The 23422-nt window shown below is 40.7% G+C and carries 22 protein-coding genes; 4 read left to right on the forward strand and 18 right to left on the reverse strand.

Going from position 1 to position 23422, the window contains the following annotated elements; genetic code table 11:
* The first annotated feature begins 483 nt into the window (after nucleotides 1-483).
* Nucleotides 484-1785, forward strand: coding sequence for an NAD(P)/FAD-dependent oxidoreductase (locus A9267_RS05335; RefSeq protein ID WP_065108521.1), 1302 nt, complete (start codon nucleotides 484-486; stop codon nucleotides 1783-1785).
* A gap of 83 nt (nucleotides 1786-1868) precedes the next feature.
* Here A9267_RS05335 and A9267_RS05340 read toward each other — a convergent pair whose 3' ends face one another.
* From A9267_RS05340 to A9267_RS05355, 4 genes are all read right to left on the reverse strand, one after another.
* Nucleotides 1869-2237, reverse strand: a complete 369-nt coding sequence (locus A9267_RS05340; protein WP_055024995.1) for a hotdog domain-containing protein — start codon at nucleotides 2235-2237, stop codon at nucleotides 1869-1871.
* A gap of 217 nt (nucleotides 2238-2454) precedes the next feature.
* Nucleotides 2455-3492, reverse strand: coding sequence for a low-specificity L-threonine aldolase (ltaE, locus tag A9267_RS05345; protein ID WP_327272452.1), 1038 nt, complete (start codon nucleotides 3490-3492; stop codon nucleotides 2455-2457).
* A gap of 171 nt (nucleotides 3493-3663) precedes the next feature.
* The gene (locus A9267_RS05350) at nucleotides 3664-4488 is read right to left on the reverse strand and encodes a mechanosensitive ion channel family protein (protein ID WP_055024997.1); all 825 of its coding nucleotides are present in this window, start codon (nucleotides 4486-4488) and stop codon (nucleotides 3664-3666) included.
* A gap of 22 nt (nucleotides 4489-4510) precedes the next feature.
* Entirely contained in the window at nucleotides 4511-5095 is a 585-nt protein-coding gene (locus A9267_RS05355) for an OmpA family protein (protein WP_065108522.1), read from the reverse strand.
* Nucleotides 5096-5715: 620 nt separating this feature from the next.
* On the opposite strand from A9267_RS05355, the gene A9267_RS05360 reads away from it, so the two are divergent.
* The gene (locus A9267_RS05360) at nucleotides 5716-7188 is read left to right on the forward strand and encodes a peptide MFS transporter (RefSeq protein WP_055024999.1); all 1473 of its coding nucleotides are present in this window, start codon (nucleotides 5716-5718) and stop codon (nucleotides 7186-7188) included.
* Nucleotides 7189-7334: 146 nt separating this feature from the next.
* Here the strand turns inward: A9267_RS05360 and A9267_RS05365 are convergent, their stop codons facing one another.
* Both A9267_RS05365 and A9267_RS05370 read right to left on the reverse strand, forming a co-directional pair.
* The gene (locus tag A9267_RS05365) at nucleotides 7335-8480 is read right to left on the reverse strand and encodes a response regulator (RefSeq protein ID WP_055025000.1); all 1146 of its coding nucleotides are present in this window, start codon (nucleotides 8478-8480) and stop codon (nucleotides 7335-7337) included.
* A 49-nt stretch (nucleotides 8481-8529) separates the two neighbouring features.
* On the reverse strand, nucleotides 8530-9315 hold the full coding sequence (locus tag A9267_RS05370) for an MlaA family lipoprotein (protein ID WP_055025001.1): 786 nt from the start codon (nucleotides 9313-9315) through the stop codon (nucleotides 8530-8532).
* 386 nt (nucleotides 9316-9701) lie between these two features.
* Here A9267_RS05370 and A9267_RS05375 point away from each other — a divergent pair, with 386 nt between their 5' ends.
* Both A9267_RS05375 and A9267_RS05380 read left to right on the forward strand, forming a co-directional pair.
* Nucleotides 9702-11846, forward strand: a complete 2145-nt coding sequence (locus A9267_RS05375) for a hypothetical protein (protein WP_065108523.1) — start codon at nucleotides 9702-9704, stop codon at nucleotides 11844-11846.
* Between the two features lie 90 nt (nucleotides 11847-11936).
* A complete protein-coding gene (locus tag A9267_RS05380; RefSeq protein WP_055025003.1) occupies nucleotides 11937-12236 on the forward strand; it encodes an EscU/YscU/HrcU family type III secretion system export apparatus switch protein in 300 nt (99 codons plus the stop codon).
* Nucleotides 12237-12248: 12 nt separating this feature from the next.
* Here the strand turns inward: A9267_RS05380 and A9267_RS05385 are convergent, their stop codons facing one another.
* The 12 genes from A9267_RS05385 to flhF form a co-directional block, all read right to left on the reverse strand.
* Entirely contained in the window at nucleotides 12249-12647 is a 399-nt protein-coding gene (locus tag A9267_RS05385) for a DUF2802 domain-containing protein (protein ID WP_055025004.1), read from the reverse strand.
* An 84-nt stretch (nucleotides 12648-12731) separates the two neighbouring features.
* Complete coding sequence (locus tag A9267_RS05390) at nucleotides 12732-13226, reverse strand: chemotaxis protein CheW (protein WP_055025005.1); 495 nt, start codon at nucleotides 13224-13226, stop codon at nucleotides 12732-12734.
* An 8-nt stretch (nucleotides 13227-13234) separates the two neighbouring features.
* Nucleotides 13235-14467, reverse strand: coding sequence for a chemotaxis protein CheW (locus tag A9267_RS05395; RefSeq protein ID WP_082972212.1), 1233 nt, complete (start codon nucleotides 14465-14467; stop codon nucleotides 13235-13237).
* A complete protein-coding gene (locus tag A9267_RS05400; protein ID WP_065108524.1) occupies nucleotides 14451-15242 on the reverse strand; it encodes a ParA family protein in 792 nt (263 codons plus the stop codon). The genes A9267_RS05395 and A9267_RS05400 overlap by 17 nt, the downstream gene beginning before the upstream one ends.
* Before the next feature lie 41 nt (nucleotides 15243-15283).
* On the reverse strand, nucleotides 15284-15754 hold the full coding sequence (locus A9267_RS05405; RefSeq protein ID WP_231919054.1) for a membrane anchored protein in chemotaxis locus: 471 nt from the start codon (nucleotides 15752-15754) through the stop codon (nucleotides 15284-15286).
* Nucleotides 15747-16886 (reverse strand): protein-glutamate methylesterase/protein-glutamine glutaminase, encoded by a 1140-nt coding sequence (locus A9267_RS05410; protein WP_065108525.1) that lies wholly within the window; start codon nucleotides 16884-16886, stop codon nucleotides 15747-15749. The genes A9267_RS05405 and A9267_RS05410 overlap by 8 nt, the downstream gene beginning before the upstream one ends.
* A 24-nt stretch (nucleotides 16887-16910) precedes the next feature.
* Nucleotides 16911-19214: a chemotaxis protein CheA gene (locus tag A9267_RS05415; protein WP_065108526.1), complete on the reverse strand. Its 2304-nt coding sequence runs from the start codon at nucleotides 19212-19214 to the stop codon at nucleotides 16911-16913.
* A 16-nt stretch (nucleotides 19215-19230) separates the two neighbouring features.
* A complete protein-coding gene (locus A9267_RS05420) occupies nucleotides 19231-19968 on the reverse strand; it encodes a protein phosphatase CheZ (protein WP_055025011.1) in 738 nt (245 codons plus the stop codon).
* 14 nt (nucleotides 19969-19982) lie between these two features.
* Nucleotides 19983-20366: a chemotaxis response regulator CheY gene (gene cheY, locus A9267_RS05425; RefSeq protein ID WP_080916243.1), complete on the reverse strand. Its 384-nt coding sequence runs from the start codon at nucleotides 20364-20366 to the stop codon at nucleotides 19983-19985.
* 41 nt (nucleotides 20367-20407) lie between these two features.
* Nucleotides 20408-21127, reverse strand: a complete 720-nt coding sequence (locus A9267_RS05430) for an RNA polymerase sigma factor FliA (protein WP_055025013.1) — start codon at nucleotides 21125-21127, stop codon at nucleotides 20408-20410.
* Complete coding sequence (locus tag A9267_RS05435; RefSeq protein WP_055025014.1) at nucleotides 21120-22001, reverse strand: MinD/ParA family protein; 882 nt, start codon at nucleotides 21999-22001, stop codon at nucleotides 21120-21122. The genes A9267_RS05430 and A9267_RS05435 overlap by 8 nt, the downstream gene beginning before the upstream one ends.
* A gap of 4 nt (nucleotides 22002-22005) precedes the next feature.
* A complete protein-coding gene (gene flhF, locus A9267_RS05440) occupies nucleotides 22006-23394 on the reverse strand; it encodes a flagellar biosynthesis protein FlhF (RefSeq protein ID WP_065108527.1) in 1389 nt (462 codons plus the stop codon).
* Between the last annotated feature and the right edge of the window lie 28 nt (nucleotides 23395-23422).

Below are 23422 nucleotides of genomic sequence, written 5' to 3' on the forward strand. Positions count from 1 at the left end.
TATCGTTCTAAATGGAAAACAGTCATATCAACCCGACAATACATTGCGATTGTCGGTGTTGTTTTAACTGTAATTAACTTTCCAACTCTGCGCACATTTTGTGATCGACTCTTCGTTTTTGGTAATAGCATTGATATGCGATCACAGTTTATCGATCAAAATCTGACGAACTCCCCTGTATTACTATATAAACACTGCTCAAATTTCTATTTTAATATCAGAACACAGTGAACTTACAGGCTCAGTCAATTGAACTTAGTCTCACTGAAAACAAGTGATTTAAAACGCGTTTACAATTAGCCCAGCTTTATCAAACTTATCCTTACATTATAAAGATAAGACGAGTTGATAAGGTTCAATATGGCCAAGCTTTTCGATTTCTGCCATTAACCAAATTAACAAGTGAGCTAATTGACGTTCATATAACGCTCCAAATAGAAATTAACTGAATTTTTAAACTTACCTTTATAGGAGCATCATCAGATGCAAGCAGTTCCAAATATCGTCATTATTGGTGGCGGCGCAGGTGGTATGGAAATCGCCACAAAACTTGGTCATAAAGTTGGCAGAAAAGGCAAAGCAAAAGTCACATTAATTGATTGCGCCGAAAGCCATGTGTGGAAGCCGTTATTGCACGAAGTGGCAACAGGCGCATTAGATATTGGCCTAGATGCAATCAGCTATCGAGGCCACGCATCAGCCCATGGTTATCATTTCCAGCAAGGTGCGATGATTGATATTAATCGAGACGAAAAACAGATTGTTTTGGCGCCAATTAATGACGAAGAAGGTCAAGAGCTGTTACCAGCGCGCCATATTCCATATGATTATGCCGTAATCGCAATTGGTAGTGTTGCAAACGACTTCAATATACCAGGCGTTAAAGAACACAGTTTATTCCTAGATAACACTGAACAAGCCATGTCTATTCGTAAAATATTACTGAATAAATTCATGCGCTACGCAAGCCACCATCAACTTGATGAAAAAATCAAAATTGCTGTCGTTGGCGCTGGTGCTACAGGTGTGGAAATGTCGGCGGAAATGCACCATGCAGTTGAACAACTAAGTGGCTTTGGCTATAAAATTGATACTAGCTTGCTTGAAGTGACCTTAATTGAAGCTGATGAACGTATTTTACCAAAGGTCGATAAGGTAGAAATTTCAAATTCAGTTACCCGTGAGCTGAAACAGCTTGGCGTAAACGTGATGACAAATACGCGTATCACACAAGTAACCCCTGAGGGGTTATCAACAACTGAAGGCAACTTAATTCCTTCAGACATGGTTATTTGGTCTACTGGTGTAAAAGCGCCTGACTTCCTGAACAATATTGGTGGCCTTGAAAGCAACCATATCAATCAGGTGATGGTAAAGCAGAACATGCAAACGACGCTAGATGACCATATTTTCTCAATTGGAGACTGTGCAGCGTGCCCACAAGAAGATGGCAGCTGGGTACCGCCTAGAGGTCAATCAGCAAGACAAATGGCGTTAATGACAGCCGATAACATTATATTAATGCTTGATGGCAAAGCACCTAAGAATGAATATGTGTATAAAGATTTAGGCTCTTTGGTAAATTTATCTAAGTTTCATACTGTCGGTAATTTAATGTCATTCATGGGCGGTGGTGTATTAGTGGAAGGTAAAATTGCCCGTTTCGTTTACACTTCTTTATATCGTCGTCACTTGATTGAATTACACGGTGTAGTTAAAGGGACATTAATGATGTTGGCTAAAGGCATTGGTCGCATCATTCATCCACATTTGAAACTACATTAAAGGCAGGTAAGCCCTTTTAGGCTTTTAGTGCGTTTTAGCAAAAGCCCATTTCAATATTGAAATGGGCTTTTTTGTTTTAAGCCTTACGCAGCATTCGCTCTGATCCCATGTGGCACAGGCAAACCACGTTCATTGATATTCACAAAAACAACTTTATCAACCACCGCAATAGGCGCGTTTGTTGATTGATTTCGTGCTTTACAGCGAAGTGTTATAGAGCTTTGACCTAAGCTAATAATTTCCATTCCAAACTCAACTACATCACCCAAGCTTGCTGAGCACATAAAATTAATTTCCGACACTAGCTTGGGCATCAATAATTTACTGTGCATTTCACATCGAGCATAAAGAGACGTTTCTTCATTTAGCCACTTCATCAACTGGCCACTGCATAATTTCTTATCTGAATTTAAATCAACTAATTTGACAATATGACGGCCTAAATATTCCATGATATTGATCCTTTTATAGAGAATACCCCTAAAGAGGTAGCAACATTAATACCACTAAGGTAAACACTTGAAATATAAGGAATAGAACAAGATAAACTTAACCCAAAAGAGATGGCTTGCGCTACAAATGAGCATAACATGAGTAAGATTGCACGATAAAAGCGCAACGATAGTCGCTCGCTACGCTTTGTCTTTGATTGGCAATATTTTAGATAAACTACTTAGTGAGAGCCTGAGGCAAACATGCTTTAAGTGCTTTAACAAACGTCAGTATGTCTTGTCGGCTAATATCTTTATGGGTCACAAAGCGAAGAGAATAACTAGAACTGATTAATATCCCTTGTTGTGCGAGTAACAAGGTTAAATGCTTTACATCAAAGCGTTTATCTAACGTCGCAAAAACCATATTAGTCTGCACTTGTGAAATATCTACGTTAAGCTCAGGCATCTCAAGTAAATGTTGCGCGAGTAAAGCTGCATTATCGTGATCTTCTGCTAATCTATCAACCTGATCGGTAATCGCAAGTTCTGCGGCGGCTGCGATTATCCCAGCCTGACGCATACCACCACCTAACATTTTACGCCATCGAATTGCTTTATTAATTAATCGCTCATCGCCTAACAAAATTGATCCAATTGGCGCCGATAACCCCTTTGATAAACAAATAGAAACAGAATCAAAATATTGGGTAATATCACTTATCGCTACATTTTGAGCCACTGCAGCATTGGCAACTCTAGCACCATCAAGGTGAATTTTTAAATTATGATTAAACGCTAACGCTTGGGCATCAGCCAAATATTGTTGCGGTAGGACTTTTCCCCCAATCGTGTTTTCAATGCTCAGCAAGCGAGTTCTGGCAAAGTGCACATCATCGGGTTTAATTGCTGCTTCAATATCCGTTAATAAGATACTGCCATCAGCTTGATTATTTAGCGGTTGCGGTTGAATACTCCCCAGTACGGCAGCCCCACCACCCTCAAATTTGTAATTATGAGCCTGCTGACCACAAAGGTATTCATCGCCTCGGTCACAATGGCTTATCAAGGCCAGTAAATTGGCTTGAGTGCCAGAACTAACAAACAAGGCACTGTCAAAGCCGAATCGCTCAGCGGCCATGTCTTGCAAACGATTCACCGTCGGGTCATCGCCATAAACATCATCGCCGACCTCAGCATTCGCCATTGCCGCTCGCATCGCATCGGTAGGTTTTGTGACTGTATCACTACGAAAATCTATCATGTTTGTTCTCATCAACATCAAGCTTGTAATAAGCAGCTAAATTAAAGGCATTCATTCTACCTTAATTAATCATGCCTTCATTATTTAATGTCACACCATTTGAACCAATTCAGCCTATGTTGATTAAATTTGTCACAAAAAAAACCAGCAACAAGTGCTGGTTTTTTTAAAAGAGTTACCGACTTATTTGGCAGGCATCTCTTTTAAGTGAAGATCCATTTGTGGGTATGGAATTTCAATATTCGCTGCATCAAGTGCATTTTTAATTTGTTCAAGTAGTTCGAACTTAGCACCCCAATAATCTGGTGTCTTTACCCAAGGACGTACAACAAAGTTAATTGAAGAATCAGCAAGCTCAGCCAGTGCGATTGTGTACGCAGGATCTTTTAAGACATAGGCATTGTTGTCTAACACTTCAGTTAATATTTTCTTGGTTTGAGCAATATCAGCACCGTAGCCAACACCAATAACCATATCGATACGACGTTTTTCTTGTGCAGAATAGTTGGTAATTGTGCCATTCATCATTGCTGAGTTAGGAGCAACAATCACCTTGTTATCAGGCGTTAAAAGACGTGTTGAAAAGATAGTGATTTCATCAATCGTACCAGAGACACCTGCCGCATCAACGTAATCGCCTACGCGACATGGACGAAATACAACCATAAGCACGCCAGAAGCAAAGTTTGATAATGAACCTTGAAGCGCTAAACCTACCGCTAAACCAGCCGCACCTAATACAGCAACCAATGACGCTGTTTGCACGCCAATTTGGCCTAAAGTGGCGATAATGGTAAATACAAAAACAACGCCCCAGACTAAGTTACCGACAAAAGAGGCAACTGTTTCATCAATTTTACGGCTTAGCATCATCTTAGTGGTTAAGTTCTTAGCCACGTTTGATAAGTACTTACCGATAATAAAGATAACAATTGCCATGACCACTTTCAGTCCATAAGTGACTATAAATTCTGGCGCTTGTTGCATTAAGCCTTCAATATTTTCCATTGTTTAACTCCCTTAATATAAATTATTTTGTACTTTTACTATTTAATAAAATGTCTACTCGTCTATTTAATTGACGTGATTCTTTAGATAAATTATCAGTCATAGGCTGACTGCTGCCCTTGCCTAACACTTCTATAAACTCTGTATTAACGCCATACTCTTTACTTAGTAATGACTTCACTGCTTTAGCCCGTGCTAAAGACAAGGCGTTATTAAACTGCTCTGATCCAATATTGTCTGTGTGCCCTACCAACAACACCTTTGCGGAATGCCTAATCTCTGGTATAAATGCCTGTAAAGAAGCTCTCTGCGTTTGCGATAAGTCTGCGTGAGCAAATTCAAAGAATAGCCGCATTGGAGATTCAATAGCTGAAACTGAATAACCTTGCACATCAGCAACATCTGCAGCTTTTTCATCGATGACATTCGTTTCACTTGATAACAAAGTAAGGTCCTGGCAGCCATTGGCTAACACAACCGCATCAGCGGGTGTATCAGGACATGCATCTTTTTTATCTGGTACGCCGTCTTTATCGGTATCAACCCACGCCGAACAAGGTAAACTCAAACTTAATAAGCAAGCTAAGACAAATACTTTGTAAAACATCTTGCCTCCACGCTTATAAATCCAAGATTAGGCATGCGAAAACAGCACATGTTACTAACACGTAAATCAAACAATTGAATATCTAATTAAGACAAACAGATCCAAAGAGTTACATTTTATCTTTTTGTTAACAGATTGCAAAGCAATTAACCAAACTTACTCTAGTATAGGTAGGATTTTTTAACTTGCTTATCCTTAGCCCCTCTCGCTTCAACACTGCATTAACCAAAACAGTGAAATACAAGCTTGAACTTGCACCAGCGTTAAACGAATACAAACCCACTACAAATCTCAACAAAGGTATCTAAAAATCCAACGAAGTTGTGATTTTATACAAGTATTTACAGAGCCAGATGTCGCATTAGCATTGACTTTTAAGGCCTTTAAAGGGTATATAAGGTTAGCTTTTTGAGGTTTTAATGATTAAAACTTTAAAATGATGACATTTAATATAATAAATAAACAACAAAGTGATTAATTTTATAGCAACTAAATTGAAACACTAACGGGCGTAGACCCTTAAATAATCAATACGTTGAAATTAATCACCATTTGCAGACAACAATTTCTGTGGCGACCCTTGTCCCGCAGGCAATCACAAGCTTAAGGTGGAAGACTTAATGAGCAATGCAAAACCACAGGGGACCATGCTTGGTCATCCCAAGGGGCTTTTCCTGCTGTTTACAACAGAATTATGGGAAAGATTTAGTTACTACGCAATGCGCGCCATTTTGGTGCTCTATCTAGTCGATAAGGTTCAATCAGATGGTGGTCATGGTCTTGGTTGGACACAAGCAGATGCAATCTCTCTTTATGGTACTTTCACAGGTCTAGTATACTTAACACCGCTTATTGGTGGTTGGTTAGCTGATAATTATTTAGGTCAACGTAAAGCCATCATGATTGGTGGTGCATTAATGGCTGCTGGTCAATTTACTTTGGCATTTCCTCATAGTTGGGCACCAGGTGCCGAAACGACTATTTTCTATATCGGTCTATTTACTCTTATCATTGGTAACGGCTTATTTAAGCCAAATATCTCTACTATGGTAGGTGACTTATATGAAGAAGGTGATCACCGTCGTGATGGTGCATTTACTATCTTCTATATGGGTATCAACGTAGGTGCATTCCTTTCAGGTATTATTGTTGGTTCGGTTGTTGCAGCTTACGATGGTAACTTCCAAATGGGCTTCTTGTGTGCAGGTATCGGTATGGTACTTTCACTGATTATTCAATTTGTTTTTGCGCAAAAATTATTAGGTGACATTGGTCGCTACCCTGCTGCAAAACTTGAAAAAGAGAAGCAAAAAGAAAAAGGTGATGTACGTAAAGAGCCATTAACTAAAGTTGAGCGTGACCGTATTAAAGTGATTATGGTTATGGGTCTGTTCACCATTATCTTCTGGGCTGGCTTTGAGCAAGCTGGTGGTCTGATGAACTTGTTCACTAATGACTTTACTGACCGTATGATTGGTAGCTGGGAAGTACCAACAACTTGGTTCCAGTCTTTAAACGCTATGTTTATTGTTATTTTTGCGCCAGTGATAGCCTCTATTTGGGTACGTCTTGGTAAAAATGAGCCTAACTCACCTGTAAAATTTGCTTTAGGTTTAGTATTACTGGGTATTGGTTTCCTATTCATGATTGGTGCGGTATTAGAAATGGGCGGTGACGCCAATGCCAAATCAAGCATGTGGTGGCTTGTAGGTGCATACTTCTTCCATACTATGGGCGAACTATGTTTATCTCCAATCGGTCTATCAATGGTAACTAAACTTGCTCCACTGCGTATTGCTTCTCTAATGATGGGTGCTTGGTTCCTATTCGTTGCTATTGCAAACAAAGTTGGCGGCATTGTAGGTTCATTCATTGGTCATGGTGGCGAAAAAGAAGAGCAACTTGCTAATGCAATGGCTATTTTCGCTGGTATCGCAATTACTTCTGCTGTATCAGGCATTATCCTTTACTTCATGGCTGACAAGCTCGTTGACTGGATGCACGGCGCTGAAGGACACAATGAAAGCGAAGAAGAAGCATTAGCAGAAGAAATCGCTGTTACTGCTGAACATGAAGCGATTAAACCAAGTTAATCGATAAGTGTTAAAAAGCTAAAAACCTCGCAATTGCGAGGTTTTTTATTTTACTTTCTTAATGCTTGTTGGCTAATGACTTATCACTTATTTAAAAACTTGAAACAGCCCTAAATAAACCCACCTTGTCTTATACTAGTAACCCACTAGTTAACCGCTAACTCAATAAAACCACCAGCAGGCACAGTTTCATCATAATATAATCCGTCAAATTCATTATTCAAAAGTTTATTACGATGCTGACTAATATTACTGGCGATACAAATTTTTTCTTCAGGCATTAACGTTCTAAACTGCATACTTGGTTTATTCCATTCAACAGTTCCCAGCTGTAACGATTCAGACATTGCCAATGGCGCAAGCCCATTATTATTACGTAAATAACAGCGTAAACCGCTACCAGCTTGCCCTATTGCCACTCTAAAGTTACTTAAATCAATGCAGACATAAACAATATCTACAAATAGATTAATGCCAGAGTTAACCATACGGTCATTTAGGTAGCTCAACATATTAAACGGCTCAATGAGTGTGGTGCTCAATCCATTTCTAAATAACTTTAGTTTTTGATTTACGAAACTTCTTAATAGTACGCAGCCAAATGCAGCACGATTATCCTCGGGATGGAAATGAGCCATATACATCATTAAGTGATTGTCACCCACCATCGTTGAGTCAATAAAGTAGGCACTGACATCACTATTTTTGCAGAGGCTATAATGAATTTTAGCTGATGGATAACACACATTTGATGCAGGAAATAATTGCTGCTGAACACTTTTAGCCGCTTCTGAATTATGTTCAAGCAAACTGAAATTATCAGTTAACTCTTGGTAGGATAAATCCTGACTCATGTTTGCCGCTGAATTAATCACCGCGTCGCTATCATTAAAATCGAGATGTTCTAATTGCGTGTTTTGTGGGGAAATAGCTTGCAAGATGGCTTGTTCGATAATACTAAAATCAGCCAAAGGTTTAACCAAATAATCACTGGCGCCATATCGCAAAGCCTCAACAACATCGGCCATGACATTGTTTCCAGAAATGACGATTGAAGGCACTGCTGGATTAATTTTAATAATTTGCTTGAGCATCCCTAACCCATCGAGTTTAGGCATACTCAAGTCTGCAATCACAATATCAACAGTATGAGCCTGAAACTCACTGACTCCTTCGTTACCATCTGCGGCTTCGAATACAACAGCACCTTGCTGGACTAAAAAATCGGCCAACAATTGCCTAAAAACTGAATCATCTTCAACTAACAGCACAGCGACATCTGTTAATGCCATACTTTTCCCCGGCAGATTATCTACCGGCGAAATAATTAGTCCGGCAGGTTTACTCGAGCTCTAATAGGTATTCTTCGAGTAACTCGTCATCGTCTTGTTTTGAAGGCACATTGCCGTCATAAACTTTATAATCCATATACTGAAAATAGGCTTCTTTTACAAAGGTATATGGATCAAGCGCATTATCCAATAAGCGTTCTTGATCAATAGCAGCAGCACGAGAATCAAGGTTTTTTAAACCCCATTTCAAAATGGACTGCCATAACAAGAATTCTGATAAAGGAAAGTATAGACCATCAACCCAATCTGAGGCGAGTTCCCTTGTCACATAGGGCCCAAAAAAAGGCGCCATAAAATAAGGCCCATTTGGTACACCGTAATAGCCCAAAACTTCGTTAAATTGATCTTGTTTTCTTACCATCCCCATCATGTCAGCAACATCAATAATGCCGAATAAACCTAAGGTGGTATTAACTGTGAAGCGGCCACCAGCATTGGCCGCCCAGCCCCATTTTCCTTGTAATGCATTATTCACAAGTGAACTTGGCTCTTCAAAGTTACGTACAAAGTTATTGACACCTGATTTAACGGGTAAGGGTAAATAATCGTTGTAGCCGTGGGCTATGGGGCGAAATAAATGCCTGTCTAGCACCAAGTAATTAAAGTCCCACATTGCACGGTTAAAACCTTCAATGGGATCTCTTGGGTCGTTATAAATAACTTCAACTGCTGGTTTTACGGTTGCTTGAGGTGCATTGGTTGAAGCTTCTTCAGCGTGCGCTAAAAAAACCGAATTACCCAACATCAAAGAAAGTAACATCCATTTATACTTCATACATCTCTCTTTAGGGAATTAGTAACTACCAGCAATTGACAATATTTATGATACTAATGAGTACGTTATATACATATGATGAGATCAAATAGAGACTACAAAGAAAGTTGGAAATCATCATATTCTTGCTGATAGTGTTAAAGCTTAATCTTAGTAAGTCGATAAAAGAGCACTGAGGTTATAACTTGTTCGTTGAGCTTATCGGCAACGATAAATAACAAAATTATTTAAACAATAAGTCAATATTTGTAAGTTTAGCAATGTTACAAATACCACCAAGTGACTTACGATTAGGCTACACAATGACTTTTAAGGATACGTGTGGCCAACAAGATATCAACCATTAAATTGTAATAGAACATATTATAAGGTGCTATTGCCCTGTTATGACAACTATCAAAACAAGTGCACATATAGACAAAAGTGAGGTAGGTGCCGCATTAAAAAATGCAGCTAAATCCCACAGTCTAGACTCATCCTCGTCAAGGCCAGCATCGTCACAATTAGAGCAAGGTGCTGTGCTGGTTCCTGCTAAAATAATTGCTGATAAACCAATAGCTAATTCTTCAACAAGTCGTGCGCAAGTGGACAAACCTCAACCACCAGCAGCGAATCCAAGTCAAGTTACACTTGATATAAAAGGTAAACAGATACAATTTAAACCGAGCCTGCAAGTCAACCAACTGTTGCAGGCTGGCGCTAAAGTCATGATTAGCGCCGAGCAAGGCACTCAGTTGACAACCAGCACACAGCCAAGCCCAACACAAGCCGTTAATCTAGGGCAACAACAAATTGTTATTGTGGGTCAGCCTGTTAGGCTTAACTTACCGGATGAAATTTTAAATATTGCCTATTCAAATGGAATTTCATCCAAGCAGCTTTTGACGTTAGCATCTCGACCACAGGGTTATCCGCTACCAATTGTAAACATCAATACCAATGTAATGAGATTCGATAATGGCACCAATGTCACGGTTTCAACATTACCCACACTACCTAGTGGTACCCAAGTTGCCTATGTATCTCAGATCGCAGGCAAACTGCAGCTCATATTAAGCCCAGTAAGACTTATAGAGTCGGTACCAATGACACTAAAAGTCGACCATATTACCGATGCGAGTACTAAGGCTGCGCCCAGCTTGACCTCCCAATTAGACCAACGAATTATCACTCGAAATGAGCCGGTCCAGGTCTTATCGCAATTTTTAAAAAAGCTTGAGCACATGCCTGCAGCTATAGAGAATAGTCATGCCAGACCGGTAAAATCTAATACAACCACGTACCCAGTGCAGAATCCTGCTACAGAGTTGATTGCAAARCAAAGCCATCAAGAACAAGCGTTGTTTATAAAAATTAAAGATGTATTAACGAGTCCTTTCAATAACAGAAGCATTGACCTTCTCAACAGCAATGTTTCGCAATTTTTATCTAAAGGGGCGTCGTTATCTCCAGAGCAATTTAAACAACTCACCAACCTTAATTTGCAAATGGCTCAATCAAGCAATGCTGGGAGCTTGAGGGTGACGCAGGATCAAATAGCTGCGATTACTGCGCAGGTGAATAAGTTAACCCCTCAAGCTAAGCTTGATGCCGCTCATATTAGCGCAGCAACTAAACTAACTGGCAAGACTTTGGCGAATACAGTCTCGAATAGCACTGTGGCTGGTAATAGCCTAGTTAGTCATAGTAAGTCACCATTTGAAGTACTAAACCAAAATTTATCTAAAGCTGGTGCAATGCCCTCTCAGCAAGCCGATACTGCTCAATCACAAAGCCTAGCATCACAACTATTAAAAATACTGCCTAAGCTCGATCCATCACCAATAACTGAGTTAGTTAATCCTCAGCTTCTAAAGGCTGAACTAACACAGCTTGCAAACCTTAACCTGAGCCAAACAGCATCTATTCCAAATAGCGCACTAATGGGCGGAGCAATAACAAGTCTATTTCAATTATTGCTCGGATTTAAACTCAAAAGTGTTAATACCAGTATGAGCCCGAAGCTGCAAAACTATATGACTAAATTACAACAGAAAGTTGTTAGTTCAATGACCGCCAATCATCCGATGCTAGCAGCATTAGATAAAGCGGGCAGCTTAGAATCACTCACTAAATTTGCATCAAGTGTGAACCTTTACCAACAAGCCAGTAATGAAAACAGTCAAACGCAGACTTGGTATTTTGCTTTACCTTATTCTATTGGGCAAAGAAATGAGCAGTTTGAAGGCAAATTTGAACAGTCCACAGCTAAGGATGAAGATGAAAAACAGCAAGGATGGCGTCTTCAGCTTAAGTTTAACCTTGCCCACGGCCCATTACTAATTAATGCCCATAAACAAGGTGAGTACCTAGACTTAGCCTTCACTGGTGACAATCCTGCTATTTTGTCAAAAGTGGATTCATTTCAAGAAGCTTTAGCTGAAAAAATAAACCAAGCAGGCTTACAAGCGCGAGAGATAAAAACCACTGTAGCCCCAGTTGCCGCGACCTTATTACCTGGCGACCATTACTTGGTGAAAACCAACGCTTAATAAAGCTGGGAGAGTAAAACCAGTACAAGTGAAATCAGTGTTGAATCAAAACACATTTTAATTGAAAGCAAAGTAAAGAATAGGATATGTATGAGTAAGATTAAGAAAGCGGTTGCGTTGAGCTTTGATGGAAAAGAAGCGCCAAAAGTAACTGCAACAGGCAAGGATTTAGTCGCGCAAGAAATCATTGCTTTAGCAGAAGCAACGGGGGTTTATATCCATCAGGATGAGCATTTAAGTGAGTTTTTACAATTGCTAGAGCTAGGTGAAGAAGTTCCCAAAGAGCTCTACACGCTAATCGCAGAGCTCATTGCATTTGTCTATATGCTAGATGGTAAATTTCCTGAGCAATGGAACAACCTTCATCAAAGGATCCTAGATAAAGCCTAATGACAATGTACGCTATTTTTTATGTAAACGAATGATAAGTTCAGCTTCGGCTTTCGGTAATTCACATTCTTCCATTAATTCTTGTACCCCAGCGCCTAACCCCACCATTTTTAATGCGCGAGAATATAACTTAGACTGGGGATCTTGCTGACTGGCCTCTTCAATCATATCTGATTGTTTAGCAATCTTTTGCTCGAGTTCTAATACTCTTTTACCTACCCCTATGGTGCCACTTCTTAGCTCTTGCAGCTCGCGCTTAACCGACTCGCGCTGTCGATCATTTTCTTTCACTAACAAGGTAAGTGCATCAACTTTGCTTTGCAGCTTAGCTGTTTTTTTACTAAACACAGCCCAAAAAATTGCCCCTGCAACAACAATAATAGCGGTAAGAATCAGCAACTCTTGTGACATTTATTTTCCTTGGTAAATTTTTTAGTTATTAAAACACAAAAGCCAGCAAAAATAATGCTGGCTTTCATTGGTATAGCGTTAACACTATAACTGAGTGATTTCAGCCCACTCATCATCCGATAATAATTTATCTAAGTCGACTAAAATAAGTAACTCATTGTCACGGTTGCTCACACCTTGGATAAATTTAGCACTTTCTTCAGTGCCGACATTCGGTGCATTATCAATTTCAGAGCGGCGTAAGTAAACGACTTCAGCAACGCTATCCACTAAAATACCAATAACTTGTTTTTCAGCTTCAATGATCACGATACGAGACGAGTCATCGACCTCAGCCGAATCAAGGCCAAAGCGCGAGCGTGTATCAATAACAGTAACCACATTACCACGAAGATTAATAATACCCAGTACATATAATGGCGCACCTGGTACAGGGGCGATTTCAGTGTAACGTAACACCTCTTGTACTTGCATCACATTAATGCCGTAGGTTTCATTATCTAACTTAAATGTTACCCACTGTAAAACTACATCTTCTTTACCCGTAGCAACCGCTGCTACATTTCTTGAGTCTGTCATAAATAACCTCAGTCAATCGAATCTTGACAACCTAATCCTGCATCTAGCATTTCAATAAGCGCTTGCACGTTTAAAATGCCACACATTTGTTCTTTTACCACACCAGCAAGCCACGGACGCTTACCAGGTTTTTCACGCCAATTAACTTGTGATTTATCTATTTTTACAGYGTTAACTAATGACTCACAAGCCAAGCCCCAATCACTGTCTTCTAGCATTACTAAATACTGATAATCTACGCTTTCAGCCAATTCTTTAGTGTATTTCTCTGGCATAACCCAGCGGCAACTATCCACTACGTTAACTTTTTGCTCCCTGCGTGTTTGTACTCCTAAAAACCAATCCGGGCGACCTATTAGATGACTAATATGCTCTATTTTAACAATACCACCTAGACTTACCAATGGCACAGCAAGTGTCAGCCCTGCAACATTAAAAAACAGTACCTGAAACTCATTATCAAGCACTTCTTGCAAGTTTTGAGTGACACTTGGTGGTGTTGCTCCAGTTTGTAAAGCAGGAGATGACTCTCGTTTACTATCAAGGGTGTCTTCCCTTGAATGGTTTTTCTCTAATGATATATCGGCAGTTTTTTCAGATACTTTACTGACAGATGCGCCAGAAGTGTCAATTTTTTTATCTAGGCTGTTTGCCTGAGTTTCAGGGCTTGCTTGGCTAAGCTTTTCCCTCAATAACTGTGCTTTTAATTTAATATCATCTTGAACCTTGCTACTTGAAGGTTGTTTAATATCCGCAGCAAGATTTTCTTGTGCTTTTTCTAATGTAGGCTCGACAACACCTTGCTTCTTAATCGTTGCACTAGCAGCTGGTTCAGCATGTTTCGACACGACTGAAAGTAATTTAGATAAAGCCGCTTTATCAACTGGAGGTTCAGCAAACGCTTTGCTCTGTTGTGATGTGCCAGCAACCCTAGCCTCGTTGAGCTGCGGAACATCGTCAGTTGGAGCGACAGGCTTGTGTACCACTTTGCTGTGCTTTTTCTTGAAATCTACTGAATTGATATCTCGAGGGTTAGCTGCTGTTTTTTCATTTATTAATGCCTCGTGAGTATCAATAGTCTTTTTCGTTGCGGCAATAGAGTTAGTTGCATTGTCTGTTTTAGCAGTTGTTGAATTAGAAAAGGGAGTTTCGGAGTCAGCTACGCCTGCCGGCTCTTCTGGAGCTTCTTGTAATAAAACAGAAAAAAAATCAAAAACAGTTTCGTCAACCGATTTTGACATGCTTAAACTCCTTGGCGAGCAAAAAATCTAATAGTCGATTATAAGCTTTCATACCTCGGCTGCTCGGGGAATAGTGAGAAGCAGGGACATGCGCAAGACTCGCATCTCTAAACTTAGTATCGACAGGAATAACATCTGGCCACAAGGTATCAGGATATTTTTCTTCTAACGACTTCAATGCAATAGGTGATGCTTTGGTTCTTCTATCGAACATGGTAGGTAAAATGGTAAAACTATAGGTCGTTTTTTTAGAACGCCCCATTAACCCCATTGTTTTAACCATACGTTCTAAGCCTTTAATCGCCAGAAATTCTGTTTGCACAGGAATAACAATATGCTGGCTCGCAGCCAATGCATTGACCATCAACACCCCTAAAATAGGTGGACAGTCGATGATAGCCACATCGTATTTATCTGCAAGTAACGAGGTCACATTTCTAAGTACTAACCCCATCCCCTCTTGATGACCGAGCGCTCTATCTAGGGTAGCAAGGGCCATTGAAGCAGGAATAATATCCAATCCATCTATGGATGTGGGGACGATATGCTTTTCAACACTTTCAAGAGTAAGGGTCTTATGTGAAAGGAAAATATCATATAGTGAACTTGGGATTTCTTCTGAATCAATACCGAGATAGTAACCCAATGAAGCATGAGGATCCGTGTCAATCATAAGCACTTTTTGGCCACGTTTTACTAACGCACCCGCTAAACTTGCCACCGTTGTGGTTTTGCCGACACCACCCTTTTGATTAGCAATTGTCCATACTTTCAAATCACGCCTCATTACTCATAAGTGTTTGCACTATATTATTGTTATTGTTTGTTATTGCTATTACTAGGCTCAGCCTCACGTGTGGTAACTCTGATCCCCCCATGGGGTAAGGTAATCACTTTCACACCTTGTGCATTTTCAGTTACAACTCCGTTTGAAATGACTGAGTTTGAAAATTGCTGCTCAGCATTAGTGCTTGCCGCTGACTGTGATGAAACCGCATCGCTCCCTGGGCCAAACGTCATTGTTATTCCTTCTCCATCAGCCGCTCTTGCGGCCAAAGCTTTAGTTTGTTCAGGGTATTTTGCTAACCAATTGGCAATATCTGCAGCCTGTTCATCGGGTACCATCAATAATACTTGCGATGCTTTAAGCTCTTCTACTTGTTTTGTTAATTGTCGATTTTCTTTAGCAAGATCAAAATAAAGTGCGCCAAGCGCAATCACTCCAATAACCAACAAAAACACGACAAGCATGTGCTGGGTCGACATTGAATGGCTCGCTTTAGCCACGAGCTGTCTCTTTCAAAATCGCTTCAGCCATATTACCTAAGGCTATAGAGTGTGATGATATTCCCGCTGATGTAACGGCTTGAGGCATGCCATAAACAACACAACTCGCCTCATCTTGCGCCCAAATAGTGGCGCCAGCGGCCTTTAACATTCTAGCACCTTCACGGCCATCTGCTCCCATTCCTGTTAGCACAACGGCCATAACATCGCTGCCAAATGCTTTTGAAGCAGAAGCAAAGGTAATATCGACACTGGGTTTGTAGTTCATGTCAGCATTACCTGCAATCACTTTTAATCGCCCTAGCGCCCCCGCTTTTTCTATCATCAATTGCATGCCACCTGGCGCTAAATACGCACAACCGGGTTTCAAGGTATCGCCAGTTTGTGCTTCTTTCACGTCAATTTTGCATAAGCTATTGAGTCGACTGGCAAATGCTGGAGTAAAAGCAGCAGGCATATGTTGAATTAGCAATATTGGATGAGGATAACTAGCTGGAAATGACGTCAAAATTTTCTGCAGTGCGACTGGACCACCTGTCGATGTGCCGATTAGCAATGCTTTATATTTTTTACCACTTGCTCTAATGGATGACACAGATGTGGCATTAACTGGTTGTTCGCTAGCTGAACTCGTTTTTGAACGCAGTGATGTCAGCGAACTGGTAGGCTTGCCTGTTGAATGACTAGTCAACGGACGAGAAGTCGCATTGGCACGAGCTATAGGTTTATACAGTCTTCTACGACCTAACGCTTTTACCCTTTGTTGTAGTAGCTTAATCGCATCATCTTTATTAGATGCAATATCTTCAAATCGTTTAGGTAAAAAGTCTAACGCACCCGCATCTAATGCATCAAGCGTCGCCTGCGCACCATCATGGGTTAATGATGAAAACATTAAGATCGGTGTTGGATTCGAAGCCATGATATGGCGCACGGCAGTAATACCGTCCATAACAGGCATTTCAATATCCATAGTAATCACTTGAGGCTTAAGCTTCTCAGTCATCTCAATGGCTTCTTTGCCATTAACTGCAACACCAACAACTTCTAGGTCAGGATCTTGATTAACAATCTCACTGACCCGTCGTCTAAAGAAACTTGAGTCATCTACAACTAATACTTTGGTAGCCATTTAAGTCCTTAAAAATTGGAACTCTTACTTCTTATTCTTGGCGTAATATTTCAGCAATCCAGGTACATCTAAAATAAGTGCAATACCACCATCAGAAGTAATTGTTGCCCCAGCCATTCCTGGCGTACCTTGTAACATACTGCCAAGAGGCTTAATCACAACTTCTTCTTGGCCGATCAAGGCGTCAACGACAAAACCAATTTGCATTGTCCCTAACTGAACAATCACTACATGGCCTTGCTGCTTATCACCATGAGTAAAGTTGGTCTTATTTCGATGTAACCATTGCTCTAGATAGAATAGCGGTACCGCTTTATCACGCACAATGACAGTTAATTGACCATCTACTACATTTGTTTTAGTTAGATCGAGATGGAAAATTTCGTTAACACTTGATAACGGTAAGGCAAAGACTTGTTTAGCCACATCCACCATCAAGGTTGGCATAATTGCTAAAGTCAGAGGCACTTTAATTTCTAAAATGGTGCCTTTACCCTTCACAGAATCAATATGTACGGTTCCGTTAAGCTGGGTAATACGTGTTTTAACGACATCCATACCAACACCACGGCCGGAGATGTCTGAAATTTCAACTTTGGTCGAAAAGCCTGGTGCGAAAATCAAGTTATAAGCTTCATTATCAGTCATTCTAGCGGCTGAATCTTCATCCAATACACCACGACTAATAGCAATTTCTTTTAACTTATCAGCATCCATTCCAGCCCCATCATCTTCAATTTTGAGAAGAATATGGTCACCTTCTTGGCTTGCCGACAGGGTAATTGTACCTGCACGTGACTTGCCATTGGCTTCACGAGTGATAGGCATTTCAATACCATGATCCACTGAGTTTCTCACCAAGTGAACCAAAGGATCGGCTAATGCTTCAACCAAGTTTTTATCAAGGTCGGTATCTTCACCCACCATGACTAAATCAATTTCTTTATTTAATGTTCTCGCTAAATCACGTACAACTCGAGGGAAGCGACCAAACACTTTCTTGATCGGTTGCATACGTGTTTTCATCACTGCGCCTTGAAGGTCAGCAGTAACAAGATCGAGGTTAGCTAAAGCTTTAGACATCTCTTCATCATCGCGAGAAATACCTAAACTCACTAATCGATTTCTAACCAGAACCAACTCACCGACCATATTCATAATTTGGTCGAGTCTCGAGGTATCTACGCGAACAGTTGTCTCACCTTGAGGCATTTGCGCTTTTGCAGGCTCTGCCTTCTTAGCCACTGCAGCTGCTTTAGGCGCTGCTGGCGCTTTTGCAACCGGAGCAGCTTTCTCTACTTTAGCAGCAGGAGTTGCAACTGGTTCAGCAGCTTTAGCTTGGGTAGTTTGCGCTTTATCGGCAGCTGACTGACTTGCGTTTGATGGCGATGAGCTTGTTGCTGATGAAGCAGGCTTTGAGGATGTCGATGCTGCAGGTTTAACGGCCGCTGGTGCAGACCCCTTTCCATGCAACTCATCTAATAATTTTTCAAATTCGTCATCAGTAATATCATCGGCATCTACGGCAGGTTCTTGTTCAACTGGCGCAGGAGTCGCTTTCGCTGTTGGCGCGGCATTAAAACCACTTGAACCATGAAGCTCATCTAATAGCGCTTCAAATTCATCATCGGTGATTTCATCGCTGTTGGCAGCAGGTTCAGATTCAGCAACTGGCGCAATTGCAGGTTCAGGGTCTACTTGAGACGTTGGACTTTTTCCTTCACCATGAAGTGCATCAAGTAAAGCTTCGAATTCACTTTCGTCGATATCATCAATAGAGCCTGACGCATCTGAGGTTTCGTCATCAAGTTGTGCTTCAACTGCAGGTTCTTCAACAGTCTCTACAACGTCTTCAGAAATTGATTCAATAAATTCTTCGACAACTTCAACTTCATGATCAGCATGAGTTGCACTACCAGCAAGCTCTGATGGCAAAGGCTCACCAGAACTTAATAATTTGAGTTTTTCCAACAACTCAGGATCAGCATCATCTTGTTGCTGACCTTGTTGAGTTTGTTCGAACATGCTGTTGATGGCATCAACTGCTTGCAGAATAATATCCATTAATTCTGCATTTACTTGGCGCTTGCCCGTTCTTAGTAAGTCAAAGGTATTTTCTGCCTCATGACACACATCGACCATTGGGCCTAAACTTAAAAATCCAGCACCACCTTTAACAGTGTGGAACCCTCTAAAAATAGCATTCAGTAAATCAGCATCATCAGGATTATTTTCAAGAGCGACAAGTTGCTCTTGCAGAAGCTCTAAAATTTCACCAGCTTCAATTAAAAAGTCCTGGAGTATCTCTTCATCAACATCAAAAGACATTAAATTTGACTCCTAGTTAGAAACCCAGACTTGAGAGCAGATCATCCACTTCATCTTGGCCAGTCACCACGTCTTCACGTGTTTCAGCATTCAAGATAGGGCCTTCTGCTTCAATTTTATTTTCATCAACGACCCGTGCCGAGTCAGCTGCATTTTCGCCAAAGATGGTTAGCATTGACACTAAACTGCTTTCCACTTCTCTGACTAAATCAATAACACGACGGATCATTTGCCCGGTTAAGTCTTGGAAATCTTGCGCCATCAATATCTGATTGAGCAATTCTCTTAATCGACTTGAGTCATGTTCGCTATGAGACATGATATGTTGGACGTCATGACACAGAGCCTTAAACTCATTAAGAGCAATGTCCCTACGCATCAATTTATCCCACATTGGCGTGACCGATTGAATGTTATTTATTATTGTATCGGCCAAAGGTAAACATTCTTCAACTGCATCCATGGTTTTATTTGCAGCTTGCTCTGTCATATCGATGACAAAGTTCAATCTTTCTTTTGCGTCAGGTATTTCGTTGTTGGCAAGTTCGGCTAAACGCGTATCTAATTGGAATTCATTTAATGAACTGTGTAATTGACGTGTCAATTTACCCACTTCATCAAACAACTCTCTTTGAAGCGGCGCTGATAAGTCACGAATGACGTCATCAGCTTGTTCTTGTTGTCCATCTTCAAGTAGTGCTACGAGCTGCTTGGCTTGCTCAAGGTCGATTAACCCCGATATTGCTGCCTGCATAACTTATCCTTAGCTTATGCTAAACGCTCAAAGATTTTATCGAGTTTTTCTTTTAGCGTTGCAGCGGTAAACGGTTTAACAACATAACCATTCACACCAGCTTGCGCTGCTGCGATAATTTGTTCGCGTTTTGCTTCTGCGGTCACCATTAAAACAGGTAAATGTTTTAATGAATCATCAGCACGAATAGCCTTTAGCAAATCAATTCCTTGCATGCCTGGCATATTCCAGTCAGTGACAACAAAATCAAATTCGCTTTTTTGTAACATTGGTAAGGCGGTTGAGCCATCATCTGCTTCTTGGGTATTATTAAACCCCAAGTCTCGCAACAAGTTCTTGATGATGCGTCTCATTGTTGAAAAGTCATCAACAATAAGAATCTTCATATTCTTGTCCAAGGTTTCCTCCGGTGAGCTTCACACTGTGCTTTTATTAATAATTATACCTGTGTCCAATGCTTAAGCTTGCCTTTAAGACGCAGCATTGCCTGACTTAATATCTGGCTAACACGCGACTCGCTGACCTCAAGAATGGCACCGATTTCTTTTAAATTTAATGCTTCGTCATAATATAGCGACAAAACTAACGCATCTCTTTCGGGTAATGTTGTAATTGCTTCGGCTAACGCAGATTTAAACTGAGTTTCAGCTAAAGAATCAAAATTTTCATCGTGAGTTGTTTCCTCACTTACAATCACATCTTCAGAAACACCAAGATCTTCTATTCCGATGACTTTACCGACTGACACATCATTGAGAATATGGTGATATTCTTCTAATGTCATTTCTAGCTTTTCAGCAATTTCGGTATCTCTAGCATCACGGCCAAGTTCTTGTCCTAGTTCATCAATAACCTGAGCCACTCGGCGCTGATTACGGTGCACAGAACGAGGAACCCAGTCTCCGCGACGGATTTCATCAATCATAGAGCCACGAATTCTGATGCCTGCAAAGGTTTCAAATTTTGCCCCTTTGCTTCCATCAAACTTCGTTGATGCTTCTAGCAACCCCATCATCCCTGCTTGTAATAAGTCATCTAATTGCACTGATGCTGGCAGCCTTGCTAGCATGTGATGTGCAATTCTTTTTACCAACGGAGCATACTGTTCAACAATTGAAGTTTTATTATCAAACTGAGTATACGCGGCGGCTTTATTCACTCGTAGTATCCTCTTGTGGATCTTTACGCTGAACTAAACGTTCAACAAAAAATTCAAGATGTCCACCAGGCTGTTGCGGTATCGGCCAGCTCATAATTTTATTCGCTAAACCATGGTATGCAATGGCCGCAGGAGACTTAGGAAAGGCTTCGATAACTAATTTTTGTTTACGTACAGACTTACGTAAGTTCTCATCGAATGGCACCGTAGCAACCAATTCTAAAGCCACATCTAAGAATCTATCGGTTACTTTACTCAGTTTGGCAAATAACTCCATACCTTCGCGTAAACTTCGTACCATATTTGCTACAATTTTGAACCGGAACACACCATGTTCACGACTCAGAATTTTTATCAAGGCATATGCATCGGTAATTGATGTCGGTTCATCACAAACCACAATCAATACATCTTGTGAAGCACGAGAGAAACTTAACACCATATCTGAAATACCTGCTGCCGTATCGACAATCAGTACATCAAACTGGGTTTTCATTTCGCTGAAAGCACGAATGAGTCCAACGTGCTGAGCTTGAGTCAGTTCAACCATCGCTTGTGTACCTGAAGTGGCCGGTACAATACCGATCCCTTTAGGGCCACGAACGATAATATCATCCAGTTCAGCTTCGCCAGACAGCACATGAGATAGGTTACGTTCAGCTCGAATACCGAGCATCACATCGACGTTCGCTAAGCCTAAATCGGCATCAAGTACGAGTACTCGTTTACCTTTCTCAGCAAGGGCAACAGCTGTATTAATTGACACACTGGTTTTACCCACGCCGCCTTTACCGCCACTTACTGCGATTACTTTTACTTTGTCGTTATTTGGTTGATTCATCATACGTAAACCACTTGCTTGATCTCGGGTCATATTTTTACTCGAATGCGTAGGCCATGTCATTTGACCACGCAGTGTCAGGTGACGTTTGAGGTTTGGTGTCGTTTAATGCTGCTAACGCTTGTTTCGCTAACATTAGCGTATCTGCAACTTGCATATCTTCTGGAACACGTTGACCATCAGTTACATAACTTAATGGTAACCCATTTTGAATCAATACACTTAATGCGCCGGCAATCGATACGGATTCATCTAGTTTTGTCAAAATAACTCCCGATAACGGGATGCGTTTAAAATGCTCAACTGCATCTTGTAACACTCTGCGTTGTGAAGTTGCTGACATCACTAAATAACTTCTAATCGGTATTCTTGTATTTGCCATTAAATCATCTAATTGCTGATATAGGCGTAAATCACGTTGTCCCATACCTGCAGTATCTATTAATACTAACTTACGATTCTTAAACTGATAAAGAATTTGTTCTAATTCAGCTAAATCATGTGCCTGTTTAACAGGACAGCCCATTATTTTGCCATAAGTTGCTAATTGCTCAAAGGCTCCAATACGATAATGATCGGTTGTAATTAATGCAACTTGCTCTGGGCCATGATGTGCAGCAAATCGAGCAGCTAGTTTTGCTAGTGAGGTCGTTTTTCCAACACCTGTTGGACCAACAAAAGCAACAACGCCACCAGTGCGCACAATATCATCACCTTGATTATCTAATAAATTCGCTAAACTCTGTGGTAGTGCTCTAACCAAATCTGCTGGGGTATATTGTTGACTAAGCCCTGCTAATTTTGCGGCGACAGCTGGAGAAAACTCAGCATTAATGAGTTTACTTTCAAGCATAGCCCCAACTGGGTCTGTACGTTTTTTCTGATCCTTCATCAAGGATGAAACTTGATGGGTCAACAATCCGCGTAATGACGCCATTTCTTCGCGCATGGCTTCCATTTCTTCAGATTGACTATGATTTCTTGATGAACTTCTTGGTTGGTCGAATTGCGGCTGCGGTTTACTGTCAGCTTTAGCGGCTTTAGTATCTTGAAGCTGTTTTGCCCAATCAGGTAATTCCGTTTCTTCTACTCGCTGAGTCATCTGTTGCTGTAAACGATTATGCTGCTTTTCTAATAACGCTTGCAGAGAGTCTGCCGCAGGTGGTGGGCTCACTTTGGTCTGGGCTTTAACTGATGGCTTGTTGATACCTAACGAAACTTGGTCATCACTCACGTCCATAAAACCAGGAACAGGTGAGTTCACTGCAACATCAGCTTTTGGCTCGTCGTAATCAACAGCTGCAACAATTTCTATACCACCAGTGACTTTCTTATTTGACATGATCACAGCATCTGACCCCAAGGTGTCTTTCACTTGAGCTAATGCTGAACGCATGTCTTTGGCAAAAAATCGTTTAATTTTCACTTAACACCTCTTTCAAACAGAAAGTCAT

This window comes from Shewanella sp. UCD-FRSSP16_17 (genome assembly GCF_001675935.1).
GTDB lineage: Bacteria > Pseudomonadota > Gammaproteobacteria > Enterobacterales > Shewanellaceae > Shewanella > Shewanella japonica.